19 protein-coding genes and 3 tRNA genes are annotated in these 13157 nt (G+C 56.4%); 10 read left to right on the top strand and 12 right to left on the bottom strand.

Translation table 11 applies throughout. From position 1 onward, the window contains the following. Positions 1 to 101 precede the first annotated feature (101 nt). On the top strand, positions 102 to 1562 hold the full coding sequence (locus tag BLU89_RS06860) for an ArnT family glycosyltransferase (RefSeq protein ID WP_074735496.1): 1461 nt from the start codon (positions 102 to 104) through the stop codon (positions 1560 to 1562). Positions 1563 to 1649: 87 nt separating this feature from the next. Here the strand turns inward: BLU89_RS06860 and BLU89_RS21510 are convergent. After that, positions 1650 to 1733 (bottom strand) — tRNA-Tyr (locus BLU89_RS21510). 116 nt (positions 1734 to 1849) lie between these two features. On the opposite strand from BLU89_RS21510, the gene rlmB reads away from it, so the two are divergent. From rlmB to BLU89_RS06835, 5 genes are all read left to right on the top strand, one after another. Continuing rightward, positions 1850 to 2623 (top strand): 23S rRNA (guanosine(2251)-2'-O)-methyltransferase RlmB, encoded by a 774-nt coding sequence (gene rlmB / locus BLU89_RS06855; protein WP_074735495.1) that lies wholly within the window; start codon positions 1850 to 1852, stop codon positions 2621 to 2623. A gap of 12 nt (positions 2624 to 2635) precedes the next feature. After that, a complete protein-coding gene (locus tag BLU89_RS06850; protein WP_074735493.1) occupies positions 2636 to 2911 on the top strand; it encodes a hypothetical protein in 276 nt (91 codons plus the stop codon). Between the two features lie 175 nt (positions 2912 to 3086). Continuing rightward, on the top strand, positions 3087 to 3455 hold the full coding sequence (locus tag BLU89_RS06845) for a YHS domain-containing (seleno)protein (RefSeq protein ID WP_083347684.1): 369 nt from the start codon (positions 3087 to 3089) through the stop codon (positions 3453 to 3455). Between the two features lie 291 nt (positions 3456 to 3746). Then, complete coding sequence (locus tag BLU89_RS06840) at positions 3747 to 4217, top strand: CoA-binding protein (RefSeq protein WP_074735492.1); 471 nt, start codon at positions 3747 to 3749, stop codon at positions 4215 to 4217. An 84-nt stretch (positions 4218 to 4301) separates the two neighbouring features. Further along, a complete protein-coding gene (locus tag BLU89_RS06835) occupies positions 4302 to 4754 on the top strand; it encodes a GFA family protein (protein WP_074735490.1) in 453 nt (150 codons plus the stop codon). 17 nt (positions 4755 to 4771) lie between these two features. Here BLU89_RS06835 and BLU89_RS06830 read toward each other — a convergent pair whose 3' ends face one another. The 3 genes from BLU89_RS06830 to hisF all read right to left on the bottom strand — a co-directional run bounded on the left by BLU89_RS06830 (position 4772) and on the right by hisF (position 6488). Next, positions 4772 to 5338, bottom strand: a complete 567-nt coding sequence (locus BLU89_RS06830) for a hypothetical protein (RefSeq protein WP_074736461.1) — start codon at positions 5336 to 5338, stop codon at positions 4772 to 4774. A 74-nt stretch (positions 5339 to 5412) separates the two neighbouring features. Then, a complete protein-coding gene (locus tag BLU89_RS06825; protein WP_074735489.1) occupies positions 5413 to 5730 on the bottom strand; it encodes a phosphoribosyl-ATP diphosphatase in 318 nt (105 codons plus the stop codon). Next, on the bottom strand, positions 5727 to 6488 hold the full coding sequence (hisF, locus tag BLU89_RS06820) for an imidazole glycerol phosphate synthase subunit HisF (RefSeq protein ID WP_074735487.1): 762 nt from the start codon (positions 6486 to 6488) through the stop codon (positions 5727 to 5729). Before hisF ends, BLU89_RS06825 begins: the two co-directional genes overlap by 4 nt. Before the next feature lie 174 nt (positions 6489 to 6662). Here hisF and BLU89_RS06815 point away from each other — a divergent pair, with 174 nt between their 5' ends. After that, positions 6663 to 7055: a DUF302 domain-containing protein gene (locus BLU89_RS06815; protein WP_176797683.1), complete on the top strand. Its 393-nt coding sequence runs from the start codon at positions 6663 to 6665 to the stop codon at positions 7053 to 7055. Between the two features lies 1 nt (position 7056). Here the strand turns inward: BLU89_RS06815 and hisA are convergent, their stop codons facing one another. Beyond that, positions 7057 to 7776, bottom strand: a complete 720-nt coding sequence (gene hisA / locus BLU89_RS06810) for a 1-(5-phosphoribosyl)-5-[(5-phosphoribosylamino)methylideneamino]imidazole-4-carboxamide isomerase (protein WP_074735484.1) — start codon at positions 7774 to 7776, stop codon at positions 7057 to 7059. 133 nt (positions 7777 to 7909) lie between these two features. Here hisA and BLU89_RS06805 point away from each other — a divergent pair, with 133 nt between their 5' ends. After that, entirely contained in the window at positions 7910 to 8311 is a 402-nt protein-coding gene (locus BLU89_RS06805; protein WP_074735483.1) for a DUF2147 domain-containing protein, read from the top strand. 4 nt (positions 8312 to 8315) lie between these two features. Here the strand turns inward: BLU89_RS06805 and hisH are convergent, their stop codons facing one another. Then, positions 8316 to 8954, bottom strand: coding sequence for an imidazole glycerol phosphate synthase subunit HisH (gene hisH, locus BLU89_RS06800; protein ID WP_074735481.1), 639 nt, complete (start codon positions 8952 to 8954; stop codon positions 8316 to 8318). Beyond that, a complete protein-coding gene (gene hisB, locus BLU89_RS06795) occupies positions 8955 to 9542 on the bottom strand; it encodes an imidazoleglycerol-phosphate dehydratase HisB (RefSeq protein WP_074736459.1) in 588 nt (195 codons plus the stop codon). It abuts the gene before it with no gap. A gap of 154 nt (positions 9543 to 9696) precedes the next feature. Here hisB and BLU89_RS06790 point away from each other — a divergent pair, with 154 nt between their 5' ends. Further along, a complete protein-coding gene (locus BLU89_RS06790; protein ID WP_074735480.1) occupies positions 9697 to 9936 on the top strand; it encodes an Lrp/AsnC family transcriptional regulator in 240 nt (79 codons plus the stop codon). Here the strand turns inward: BLU89_RS06790 and BLU89_RS06785 are convergent. The 4 genes from BLU89_RS06785 to BLU89_RS06770 form a co-directional block, all read right to left on the bottom strand. Next, a complete protein-coding gene (locus BLU89_RS06785; protein WP_074735478.1) occupies positions 9933 to 10799 on the bottom strand; it encodes a GNAT family N-acetyltransferase in 867 nt (288 codons plus the stop codon). The genes BLU89_RS06790 and BLU89_RS06785 overlap by 4 nt on opposite strands. A gap of 104 nt (positions 10800 to 10903) precedes the next feature. After that, on the bottom strand, positions 10904 to 12121 hold the full coding sequence (locus BLU89_RS06780) for a RidA family protein (protein WP_176797663.1): 1218 nt from the start codon (positions 12119 to 12121) through the stop codon (positions 10904 to 10906). A 113-nt stretch (positions 12122 to 12234) separates the two neighbouring features. Beyond that, positions 12235 to 12309 (bottom strand) — tRNA-Gly (locus BLU89_RS06775). A gap of 33 nt (positions 12310 to 12342) precedes the next feature. Continuing rightward, positions 12343 to 12417 (bottom strand) — tRNA-Gly (locus BLU89_RS06770). A gap of 149 nt (positions 12418 to 12566) precedes the next feature. Between BLU89_RS06770 and BLU89_RS21505 the strand changes: the two genes are divergently transcribed. Then, a complete protein-coding gene (locus BLU89_RS21505) occupies positions 12567 to 12719 on the top strand; it encodes a hypothetical protein (RefSeq protein WP_176797662.1) in 153 nt (50 codons plus the stop codon). A 28-nt stretch (positions 12720 to 12747) separates the two neighbouring features. Here BLU89_RS21505 and BLU89_RS06765 read toward each other — a convergent pair whose 3' ends face one another. Further along, a complete protein-coding gene (locus BLU89_RS06765) occupies positions 12748 to 13131 on the bottom strand; it encodes an MAPEG family protein (protein WP_083347683.1) in 384 nt (127 codons plus the stop codon). Positions 13132 to 13157: the final 26 nt, after the last annotated feature.

The following is a 13157-nucleotide window of genomic DNA, read 5'->3' as shown; positions in this document are numbered from 1 at the left end:
AAAGTGGTGGACTTGAGGCCCGTTCTCGGGTCTAGCTTCGGCCGAAGTTGCAACCCGGCATCCAGCCATACTGTGCGAACGCCGATGAAATAGGCTTATCCATGATCCAGGGTCAGAGCGGTTCGCGCGAGTCATCTTTGGAAGGCAGCCGTGGCGCAGGCCGTTCTTCAATGGCCGAAGGTATGATGTCTGCTGACCGGTTCTGGATTTGCCTGTTTACCGGTTATTATTTGCTTCATGTCGTTTTACGTATCGCAACGGGCGGAGCACTTGGGCTGGATGAGGCCGAGATCCTTCTCGATGCGCGCCAGCTTGAATGGGGCTACGGCCCGCAACTGCCGCTATACGCGTGGCTGCAATGGGCTGTGTTTCAGATAACCGGACCGGGTTTGTTGGGCCTGTCGCTGCTAAAAAACTACTTGTTGTTGGCGACCGCAGTCACGCTTTATCTTATTATCCGTACCCGGCGCTCTCCGTTGATGGCGGGGCTGTCGGTGCTGTCTCTGCTTATGCTCTACCAAATCAGTTGGGAGGCGCAGCGCGCGTTAACCCACTCGGTTCTGGTCAATTTCTGCTCGGTGCTGAGTTTTGCCGTGATCTGGAGCTTGATTCGAAAGCCGACCACCCGGGGATTTGTTATGTTGGGCATTGTTGTGGCAATGGGCAGTTTGTCGAAATACAATTATGCAGTCGCGCTGTTGGCCATGCTGCTTGCTACCTTCAGCGACCCGGCATCGCGTAGGTCGCTTTGCTCACCTCGATTGCTGTTTTCAATTGGCATCGTAACCGTGATGGTGACCCCGCCGTTTCTTTGGCTTCTGAACAACCCCGAGCACGCCTTTTCAAGTGCGCGCAAACTGGACATGAGCGGGGAAGGTTCGACCGTGCTGGTCGCTGCGCAGGGTATGGTCGAGTTGGCATTGGCGGCGCTGGGCTTTGTATCTCTCTTGTTGATCGTCGTGGGCGTCCTTTGGCTGGCCTTTCGACGACAGGGGTCGTTCGTTGCTGCCGATGATCTAATGCGATTTATGTCGCGCACTCTGTTCTGGGCACTGGTTCTTATGGCGATAATCGTGCTGCTGAGTGGTAGCACGAATGTAAAGGACCGCTGGCTGCAACCTTTCCTGATCTACGCCGGCCCTGTTCTGGTTTTATGGCTGCTGCCCCATACAGGTGCCAAAGGGACCAGGCGGTTTGCTCAGGTCAGCGCGGTACTGGCAGGGATTATCGCATTGGCAATGTTGCACCATAACCTTGCCGGAGACGCCAAGCGTGCCGCGCCTTTCGAGGATTTGACAGCCCGGATAATGACGCAGACCTCGCCCGACAGCGTGATTGCTGCTGATAACTGGATTGCGGGTAATATGGCGTATTTCGCACCTGGGCATTCAATTTACAGCGACCGTGACCCGCACGCGCCCGATGCAAACCTGCGGGTTTGGATAGCGGGACAAAAGATCCCGAAAGAGATTGACCCATCCCGCATTATAACCCTGACGGCCCCCTACCGTTTCGATGAAAATGAGGAGATGTCGCTGTCATTTGGTCCCGTGTCAGATTAGCTCGAGACTCGAGCGGCCTGAGTTTATGAGGCATCGTTCTCACGAAGTTGTAGGAATAAGTGGACCAAATATGAGAAAAGCGGAAAGTGGTGGGCGACCCTGGAATCGAACCAGGCGTGCGTCTCCGCGAGGGAGTTACAGTCCCCTGCCACACCTTGCGGCCTGTCGCCCACTGTCAGGCGTTGCACCTGACGTGGAGGCGTGATTACTAGCGCGTCTAAAGGGCGTCAACAGGAAAATACTGCTTTGACGCAGGAAACCGAATTCCCGGCCCGGAGGCCCGTAACATGAAGAAACCTAAGTGGGTCGTTGAGAAGGAACAGGCGCGTAAAGCTACCGCGGCGGAAACAGTCTGGCTGTTCGGTTTGCACGCCGTAAGGGACGCGCTGATGAACCCCAAGCGGCAAAAACTGCGCCTGATCGTAACACGTAACGCTGGTGATAAATTGGCCGAAGCCATTGAAATTGCAGGGATCGCACCTGAAATGGCTGATCCGCGGAAATTTACGGCTCCGATAGATCCCGGCTCGGTTCATCAAGGTGCAGCGCTTGAGGTTAAGCCGCTGAACTGGGGGGGGCTTGCCGAGAATTGTATTGGTCAGGAAATCCCGCGCGTGCTGCTGCTGGATCGGGTGACAGACCCACATAATGTCGGGGCGATTCTGCGCTCGGCCGAAGTATTTGGGGCCAGTGCCGTGATCGGCACACGACATCATTCGGCCCCCGAAACCGGTGCATTGGCCAAAACCGCCAGCGGCGCGTTAGAGAGGCAACCGTATCTGCGCGTCCGCAACTTGGCCGACACGATCATCGAATTGCAAAATATGGGTTATCTGGTGCTTGGCCTGGATGGAGAGGCCGACGAGACCATCGAAGCCACACTCAGCGATAAGCGGGATCGCCCTGTAGCGCTGGTACTGGGGGCTGAGGGCCCGGGGCTGAGGCAAAAGACCAAGGAAACCGTGGATCAATTGGTTAAAATTGACGCGGCAGGGGGATTTGGATCGCTCAACGTCTCAAATGCTGCGGCGATTGCACTATATGCTTCACAGCCCAGATGACAGGAGGCTCACATTTCAACACCGCATAAAATTGCCACCTGCTGTTATTGCGGGACACGAGCCGCTCTGGTTCTGAAGGGAAAGCAGCAGCACGAGTTGAGTTGCGCGAATTGCGGCGCCCCTCTGCACAATCTCAAGATGGTGCCAAAGGTCAAGCTGGCCGAACGGCCGACCCAAGGCTACAAACCGGCACGGAAATACAAGAAATACAAAAAGAAGAAAAAGCGAGGCTTGTTCTCGCGGGTGCTGGACGAAGCATGGGATGTGATCGAGGACGTTTTCGACTAGCGATTGCACACCTGTTCACAACGGCGTCATAGGGGTTTCAGTAGCGGATTGAAACATGCATCTTGGAGCCTTCTCGAAGCGTATTAATGAATCACTCATGCTGTCCCGACGTTCCTTTTTGACCAGTCTCTCCTGTATCGCAATTGCCCCAGTTGTTGGTGCACAGGAAGTGAAGATGTTCTACGCCGATAATGGGATGGCGATCTCGGGCTATGACGCTGTTTCCTATTTCAAGGCCGGAACTCCGATACTGGGTCAGCCCGACATCGCATTAATGTGGAAAGGTGCCACGTGGCGATTTGCTTCGGAAGAGAACCGCGATCGGTTCGAACGTAATCCGCGCGCCTTTGCCCCCCAATTCGGCGGTTATTGTGCCTATGCGATGGCGAAAGGCAGGCTCAGCAGTACTGATCCGCAAGCGTGGCAAATCGTGGACGGACGGTTGTATCTGACACATTCAGAAGCAATTGAACGCATTTGGGAAAAGAATGCGTCCAGAAATATCCGCGAGGCCGAGGAGCACTGGCCCGACGTTCTGTACTAATAGATCGCTTGGCAATTACCGCGTAAGGCTACCCGCCGCACCTCACTATGATCGACGGCGCAAATCCGGCAGAAGCACAGTACGTCCTGATTGGCAAGTTTCCGCCTTTTGTGAGCTGTCATCACAAAATTGCGCGCACCCTCTTTTTTTTAACAAACTCATGCTTAAATGTCACAGTGACCGCGGAATGGAACTGCCGCGGGTCATTTCACTGTCCCTCGTTCCAACAACTGGCGCTCAGGTCTGACCTGGGCGCTTTTTTCTTTCTGACGCGGTGTTTAGGGTAGGTCCATGCCTGACTATTCCGATCCATTTCTAACCACGATATTGAAGCGCACCAAAACGGTTGCCGTCGTTGGTGTGTCGATGAACCCGGTGCGACCCAGCTATTATGTGGCGCGTTACCTGTCGCTCAAAGGATATACGGTGATCCCGGTCAATCCCGGTCATGCGGGCAAGCCGCTGTTTGGTCAGACGGTGCGGTCCGCCTTGTCCGAGATTTCCGAGCCCGTCGATATGGTGGATATCTTCCGCCGGTCCGAGGCCGTGCCGCCCATCGTTGATGAGGCTATGGCTGTGTTTCCCGGTATGCGCACGATCTGGATGCAGATCGGAGTTGAACATGCCGAAGCAGCTGACAAAGCACAGGCAGGAGGCGTGGATGTGGTCATGAACCGGTGTCCAAAGATCGAATATCAACGTCTGTTCGGAGAACTGCGTATGGGTGGGTTCGCAACCGGTGTAATCTCATCCAAGCTGTGAGCGATTCGAACCTCGCGCTGGACCGCACCGAGTACGCCTGGCGCGTGGTGTAGGTCTGGCGATATGGAAGGTGTTTAACCATCGATGACGTTTCCAGAACCTCCATATACAGGTGCGTGCCTTTGCGGTGCGGTGCAGATTCGTGTGGCTGTGTCGCCGCTTTTGACGATGGCGTGCCACTGCCGGGACTGTCAAAAACTCAGTGCCAGCGCGTATACGCTCACTACGATGTTTCCGCGCGGCGGTTTCTCCTGCACTGGTGATCTGGTTCGCGGCGGGCTTGGGTCAGGTGGGCGCGTGCACTTCTTCTGTAAATCGTGCCTGAACTTTGTTTATTCCCAGATCGGGGGCACGTCCGAACGGATTAACCTGCGCACATCAATGCTGGAGCAAGCTGCGTCGTTTGAGCCGTTTGTTGAGGTGATGACAGACGAAAAGATGCCTTGGGCGCATGTTCCGACCATTCACAGCTATCCTCGTTTTCCAGAGTCACAAGAGGAACTGCAATCGCTCATGGATAGCTATTCCACGCGCTGATCTGCGTTGCGATGAGTTCAGTTCGCTGCCAGAGGTTTCAACCGGCCCATTTGCTCCTGACGGCGCTTTTCCAGAACCACCTCACGTGGGACCCAGTCATAGCGCGTGTCTTCAACCAGAGGTGACCAATACAGTACCCCGCCATAGCGCCACGGGTCCAGTACGACGCCATCATACATGGTTTCACCCTTGCGGCTGATGATGGCAGTGCTGTGATCGATGCGGAAAGGGTTGTCCGCATTGGCGATGGCGCGGTGCATCTCGAGGGTGCGGAACTGTTCCTGATTCAGACGGCGTTCGATATCCTCGGCCCAATGCCAGCAGAGACCGCGCGGACGCAGGCCCTTGTTGACCTTGGCGTTGTGGATCAGGGGCGGGTCGGTGATCTCGTATTCTTGAGCCAACTGAGCAGTATATGCATAAGCAATCCGCGCAGCGCGATCCGCCTCCTGCGGATCAATATCCGGTCCCAGGCTTTGGATTTCGTCGGACAGGCGCTGAACCTCATCCCCTGTGGAAGAAGGAAGGGCAGAGCAAGCGGTCATGATGGCAAGGGCTGCCGCAAACGCCAAAGCTCTGATCATGCCTGTGCCCTTCGCCCAATATGCAACCGAACCCGCAGTATAGCGGCCCGTGTCTTCACGTGTAACCCAGATGGTCAACCTTTTGGTCGGGCCGACTTTTCCGCGATTCCGCTTGTGCCCTGACGGCGGGCCAGTTCATTCAATACATCGTCCAGCGCCACATCGCGCGCGGACAGCATGACCAGAAGGTGATAGAGAACATCCGCCGCCTCGGAGGTCAGCTTTGTGCGGTCTCCCTTGGCGGCTTCGATGATCGCCTCGATGGCTTCTTCACCAAACTTCTCGGCACATTTCTCGGGGCCCTTGGACAGCAGCTTGGCGGTCCAGCTACTGTCAGGATCTGCGCCTTTGCGGGCCTCAATTGTCGCGGCAAGATCGTGTAAAATACTCATGTCAGCCTCATCGGAATGCCGGCGGCGACCATGTACTCTTTGGCCTCTTGGATGGTGTATTCGCCGAAATGGAAGATCGAGGCCGCCAGCACGGCACTTGCACCGCCTTTGGTGACACCTTCAACCAGATGATCCAGATTGCCGACGCCGCCGCTGGCGATCACCGGCACATCCACCTCGTCACTGATCGCACGGGTCAGCGGTAGGTTGAACCCGGCCTTGGTGCCATCGCGGTCCATCGATGTCAGCAGAATCTCCCCTGCGCCCTTGGCAACGACTGTTTTGGCAAATTCGACGGCATCGATGCCGGTGGGCTTGCGCCCACCGTGGGTGAATATCTCCCACTTGCCGGGGCTGACGGTCTTAGCATCGATGGCGCAGACGATGCACTGGCTGCCAAACTGGTCGGCTGCCTCAGCGATTACATCCGGGTTTGCCACGGCGGCCGAGTTAAAGCTGACCTTATCCGCCCCCGCTAGCAGCAGGGCGCGCACGTCATCTTTGGTGCGAACACCTCCACCTACGGTTAAGGGAACAAAGCACTGTTCTGCCGTTCTCTGAACCACATCGAACATTGTGCCACGATTTTCATGGGTTGCATGGATGTCCAGAAAACAGATCTCATCGGCTCCGGCTGCGTCATAAGCCTTGGCTGATTCCACCGGGTCACCGGCATCGCGCAGGCCCACGAAATTCACGCCTTTGACCACGCGGCCGTCAGCGACATCCAGACAGGGAATGATACGAGTTTTCAGCATCGGCCTTCCTTTGTTGGCCGCACCCTTACCGGCAAAGCCCCGCCGATGCCAGACTTGTGATTGCCATCTGTCACGAAGCCATGGAAATTAGAGGGGAAATTCATGAAAAGGAATTCTGATATGCGGCATCTTCTTCTGGCAACAATATTCACAATCGGGGGCGCTCTGTCCGCTATGGCTGACGACATTATCAAAGTTGAAACCAACAAATCCGTGAGCGAGGCGCTGGACGCACTCGAAGCTGCGGTGGGCAATGCAGGTGCGACCGTTTTTGCCCGTATCGATCACGCGGCTGGGGCCGAAAAAGTCGGCACGCCCATTCCGCCAAATCAAGTACTGATCTTCGGCAATCCCAAGCTGGGTACACCTGCGATGCAAATCGACCCGCGCGCCGGATTGTTCCTGCCGCTGAAGGTGCAGGCCTATGAGGATGCAAACGGTCAGGTCTGGTTGGCCTATGAGGATCCGAAAGAGACCATGGATGAGCTTGACGAGGTAGAAAATTCACCCGTGATCGAGAAAATGCGCGGGGCTTTGGCGAAACTTACAGCTGCCGCCGCGCAGTAACTTAGCTTAGGGCGCGAATGGCCTCGGCCAGGTCAATCGCGCCATCATACAGCGCGCGGCCTGAGATTGCGCCGTTCAAGTTCACACCGCAGTCACGCAGGGCGATCAAATCATCCAGAGAGCTGACGCCGCCGCTTGCAATCACCGGGATTGAGACCGCCTGTGCAAGTGCTGCGGTGGCTTCGATGTTCGGGCCTTGCATCGCGCCGTCGCGGTTGATGTCGGTGTAGATGATGGCGGCTACACCTGCGTCCTCGAAGCTGCGGGCCAGATCAGTGACCTGCACGTTGGTCTCTTCGGCCCAACCCTTGGTGGCGACCATGCCGTTGCGTGCGTCGATCCCCACAGCGACCTTGCCGGGAAAGGCTTTGGCCGCTTCGCGCACCAGATCGGGGTTCTCGACCGCAACGGTGCCCAAAATTACCCGAGCCAGACCTTTGTCGATCCAGGTCTCGATCGTGGCCATGTCGCGGATGCCGCCACCCAGCTGAGCGGGCACGTCGCAGGCCTTCAGGATCGCTTCGACCGGGGTGGCGTTCACCGGCTCACCGGCAAAGGCACCGTTCAGGTCCACCAGATGCAGCCATTCACAGCCTGCTTCGACAAAGGCGCGAGCCTGTGCGGCGGGGTCTTCGTTAAAGACCGTTGCCTTGTCCATTTCACCGCGCAGCAAGCGCACGGCATTGCCGTCTTTCAGATCGATGGCGGGGTAGAGGATCATGTCGGGCGGCCCTATATCACTGTTACACGCGCGGGATATCGCACAGGCGGGGCAGGGGCGCAACGCGACGCAAAGTCAATCTTGCCCGGCGTTGAACGGCAGGTCAGACTGACTGTAAAACAGGGAGACAACTATGAAGACATTTACTCTTGCGGCAGTATTCACTGCGATGGCTACGACGGCCCTTGCTGATGATCCGGTTGATGGTCTGTGGAAGACCGCTCCGGGCGATACCGGCGGCTATCTGCATGTGTCGATTTCCGAATGCGGCAGCGCCATTTGCGGTACCATCGACACAGCGTTTGATGCTGATGGGAATGAGCAGCTGGAATACGAGAATCTTGGCAAGCAAATCATCTGGGACATGGTGCCAGATGGCGGTGGTGCCTATAGCGGAGGCAAAGTCTGGGCGCCGGACCGAGATAAGACCTACAATTCAAAAATGTCCCTGAATGGACAGAACAAATTGACAGTGAAGGGCTGCGTCGCGGGCGGATTGATCTGTCGTGGGCAGGATTGGACCCGAGTTCAATAATCGATCAGGGGGTCCAGTTCAGGAAGTTCCCGATCATCCGCAGGCCGACGTCCTGGCTTTTCTCAGGGTGGAACTGCATCCCAACCATGGTGTCGCGGCCAATCACGGCCGTGACCTCTTGCCCATACTCCACATAAGCCAACCGTTGTGCCGGATCGGTTACGCGGAAATGGTAGGAGTGGACAAAATAGGTGTGATCACCTGATGCCACCCCGTCAAAGACCGGGTGTTCGCTTTCCAGAACCAGATTGTTCCAGCCCATATGCGGCACCTTCAGGGCGCTGTCTGAGGGCTCGATCTTTACGACATCTCCGGCAACCCAGCCCAGACCGTCGGTCTCGATGTATTCGTGGCCTTTGGTCGCCATTAGCTGCATACCGACGCAGATGCCCAGAAACGGGCGGCCCTTCTGCTCGACGGCTTCAACCATCGCGTCATAGATGCCCTTGTGGCCACGCAGTTCAGCGGCACAAGCCGGGAAGGCTCCGTCTCCGGGTAGGACCAATCGATCCGCACGCGCGACGACTTCGGCGTCCGAGGTCACGACAACCTCGCCCGCGTCCAACTCGCGCGCCATGCGTTGGAACGCCTTCTCTGCCGAGTGCAGGTTACCGCTCTCGTAATCGATGATTGCTGTGAGCATCTACAGCGCGCCCTTGGTCGAGGGAATCGCATCCGCCTTGCGCGGATCGGTCTCGACCGCAAGCCGCAACGCGCGGGCGACGGCCTTAAAGGCAGCCTCGGCGATGTGGTGGCTGTTGAACCCGTGCAACTGGTCGATATGCAGGGTGATGCCGCCATGGGTGCTGAGGGCCTGAAAGAACTCGCGCACCAGCTCGGTGTCGAACGTGCCGATCTTGGGTGTCGGCAGGTCCACATTCCAAATCAGGAACGGACGCCCCGACAAATCCAGCGCGCAGCGGACCTGCGCGTCATCCATGGGCAGGTGGCATTCACCATAGCGGCGGATACCCTTCTTGTCGCCCAGAGCCTGCGTTAGCGCCTGACCCAAGGCGATGCCGGTATCCTCGACCGTGTGGTGATCGTCGATGTGGTAGTCACCCTTGGCGCGGATCGTCATGTCGATCAGTGAATGGCGCGCAAGTTGGTCCAGCATGTGGTCAAAGAACCCGACGCCGGTCTGGTTGTCATACTGGCCGATACCGTCCAGATTGACCTCGACCGAGATTTCGGTCTCGGCGGTTTGACGGTTGATCTTAGCGCTGCGCATGGGCGAATTCCTTTTGCTACGAGGGCGCTTATAGACCCGGAAGGGCGGCCTATCCAGACCGCTTGATGCCTTCACCGTAAACTGTTGCAGGGGATTGCACACGGGCGCGGCCCGTGCCAGCCTGCGGGCAACACGAACCAACAAGGCTTGGCCCATGTCCACCTGCGTTTTCATCCAGATCCGCTGTAAACCTGGTACCACCTACAAGGTGGCCGAAGAGATCGCTCTGCGCGAAATCCACTCGGAACTGTACTCCACAAGCGGAGAGTATGACCTGCTGTTGAAGCTCTACATCCCCGAAACCGATGATGTGGGTCATTTCATCAACGAAAATTTGCTGGTAATTCCCAATATCGAACGCTCACTGACCACGATGACGTTTAAGGCGTTCTAGCCCAGCTCAAACGTTGTCACGCCGAAGATTCGATTCAGGTCAATCTCGGGTTCATGATCCGAATACATCCGTGCGGTTTCAAAGACCTTTTCCAGCCCCAGCGCATCAACCAACGCAAAGGCGGCGGTATTGGGTTGGGGTATGTCGATGAACACCTCGTGTGTTGCGTGGTCCTCCGGGATAGTGTCCAGAACCGAGGCCATCAGTGCCCGCGCAATGTCAGAACTATCCGCAAAAAGCGGCCCGATTTTATAGCCGGTTTGGCAAGGGCGCAGTGTCACATAGCCTTTGATGTCACCGTTTTCGATGAACGCGCGCGACGTATGGCTTGGTGCGCGCAGCCAATCGCGCAGGAAAACTCCGCGTGGGGCAGGGAACAGGGCGCGGTCATAGGTTAACAGGTTCTCAGAGGTGTTTGTCAGAGGCTCGATGCTAAACTCGTGTTGCGCCCCAAGTGCGGCCAAGATAGCGGTTTTTGTTCCAGTAAAACGATAGTTGTTATAGGCAAAATGAAAGCCTGACTTGCGATAGTTGTCCTGTTGCTCGATCACGCCATCCAGCCCCATATTGCGCCCCTTGCAATGGGCGAGCGCGTGCTGGGCGATTTTAAGCCCGTGGCCCGACCCGCGAAACTCGGGCCGAACGATGTAAAACCCCAAAAACGAGAACGCATCGTCGTAGTTCACCGCCGAAACCGAGGCGATCATCTCACCATCCAGAAACCCGCCCAAAAAACCATCCGGGTCAGTCGGGCGGAAACATTCGGCATCATGTACGCCCGGATTCCAACCCTCGCGGCCGGCCCAGTTCACGGCGAACTGGACCTCGGCCAGGGTGAGCGGGCGTATGTCATATTGCGGCATGGTCAGGCCTTTTTCTGATGCTGTCTTGGTTCAGAGTGTCCCAGACGATCAAAAAGAACCAGTGCTTTGCTGGTTCAACGTGAACGCGTCTTGCACGGGGCGGTTTAATCTAGAATCGCTATTGCCTCGATTTCGATCACCATGCCCTCATAGATAAGCGCGGGCACCGGTATTCCAGTCGTCGCAGGCCCGGGTGCGGTGTAGGAGTTCGAGCGTATCAGAAGGTTTTCGTGCAGTGCGTCCGCCGAAGCACTACCCTGGTAGAATGTCGTGACTTTCACGACGTGATCCAGCGTCGCATCAAACTCGGCCAGAACCTTGGACAGGTTATCCATCGCGATCCGAGTTTGCGCCACCATATCCCCGGATTGTAGGACATTCGCCTGATGATCCAATGCGACTTGCCCGCCAATATGGATGATATTACCGCACATATTGCCATGCTTGTAAGGAAGCGGAGCGGTCCAGTTCCAATGCCCGTCCGGCCATGAAAATCGCCTTTTTCGGTCATTCTCTGGCGCGCAAATTGCCGTTGCCGCAATTTTGGTTGTCAAACCTTCTTGTGCAAAACCGGGAACTGGTATTCCCGTCGCCGCAGGTCCGGGATCAGAAAAATAAGCGGACCTTAGGCCTGCTGCCTTCCGCCAGGCACTGCCATGTAGATCATCCTCATAAAATGTGCTGAGTTTGACAATATCCTGCAACTCCGCGCCAACAGCCGACAGCGCCCGCGTCAAACGCTCCATGGTTTTAGCAGTTTGGGTCGGAATGTCGCCGGGGGCCTCAACCGTACCATGCGATGTCAGGGCAGACATCTCGCTGGTAAAAACCATATCACCGGACCGTAGCACATGTGAAAAGCCGTCCGGTAAATACGGCATATCGTCTAGCCGATGGCACTGCTTTGGTACTCTGGTCCCGTCTGGGCGCCGCATGGCGACGCCTTCTATTTCGGTGAGCATGTCCGGATAACACAGCTCTGGCATGTTGATCATGCTGATCACGGGGCGTGCGGTGTCACCAATGATCTGAGACAGAAGCTCCATCAAGTGGGCCTCATCAGCCGCATCCCCCACATAATAGACGACTAAACGCACCAGATCATCGAATTCCACGTCGAGATCAGCAAACAGGTCGGCCATATACGCCATGGAGTTTTTGCACTGCGCTTCCAGATCGCCAATATTGCGTACGTTGCCATGCGCATCCAGATCGACCTGCCCGCCGGTGAAAATCATTTCACCTGCACGGACTGCGTGGTGATGGGTCAATTTGACGGGCCAATCCCAATGCCCTTCAGGAAAACTGTATCGTCTGGTCAAATCCATCCTCCGCGCCCGTTGTGGCGACTTTGGGATGGAAGTAATAGCGATGTCAAAGCAGAAAGGTGTTCCGCACAGCGTCGCATTCAAGCAGGTGTTGAAGGTCTGGTATCTGGAGCGGGCGAGGCGATTCGAACGCCCGACCCTAACCTTGGCAAGGTTATGCTCTACCCCTGAGCTACGCCCGCATCAGATACTTATGTGGTCCGAAGACCTCTCAATGGAGCGGGCGAGGCGATTCGAACGCCCGACCCTAACCTTGGCAAGGTTATGCTCTACCCCTGAGCTACGCCCGCGCCGTTGAGTGAGGCGTGAACTATTAATTCTGGGGCAAAGCTGCAAGAGGAAAAACGCAAAATCCAAAAAAATCTTTTGCGACGGAAGCTGTGTATTGCTGCGTTAAAGACTCAGAGATTTGAGAAACGCCAAAGGCAGAGGGATTTGAATGGCACAGGTTGAAAGCATAAAAATGGTTTTGCTAACAGCGCTTATCCTTTTGGGTGCCGCGCTTTGCGAGGTTGGTAACGATCAGCTGGGGGCGGTCGAACAATCTCCGGAACCCGCACATGGCATCGAAAACCGTATTGTGACCGGTTAGGCGATATCCAACCGGCCAACGCCCGGCTTTACAAAGCCAGGAAAAGACCTGCGATGGCGGCGACCAGAATGGCGGCAAAGGTCAGCAGCATACCGATCTGGCGCAAGATGATGATCTGAGGGGTGCGCCCGAATCCGTAGGCGTGCAGCAAACGACCAGCCAGCAACGACAGCCCCAACAGATTAACCAGTAGACCGCCAGCGCCCTGCAGTTCGACCATTGCGATCAGCAACAATGCGAATGGCGCATATTCGGCGCAGTTTGCCTGAATGCGCATGGCCTTGATCATCGCCTTGTCACCATGATCGCCAACCGAGATTTTGCCGCTGCGGCGCACCCGGATGACATTGACGCTGAGCGCAACAAACAAAATGGCGATCAGGGCGGCATAGATCGGGGTAATGGTCAGCATAAGTGGTCTCCGAAAATCTGAACAAC

This window comes from Ruegeria halocynthiae, assembly GCF_900106805.1.
GTDB lineage: Bacteria > Pseudomonadota > Alphaproteobacteria > Rhodobacterales > Rhodobacteraceae > Ruegeria > Ruegeria halocynthiae.
The sequence above is the reverse complement of the archived record's forward strand: the minus strand, read 5'-3'. Positions and strand labels throughout refer to the sequence as shown.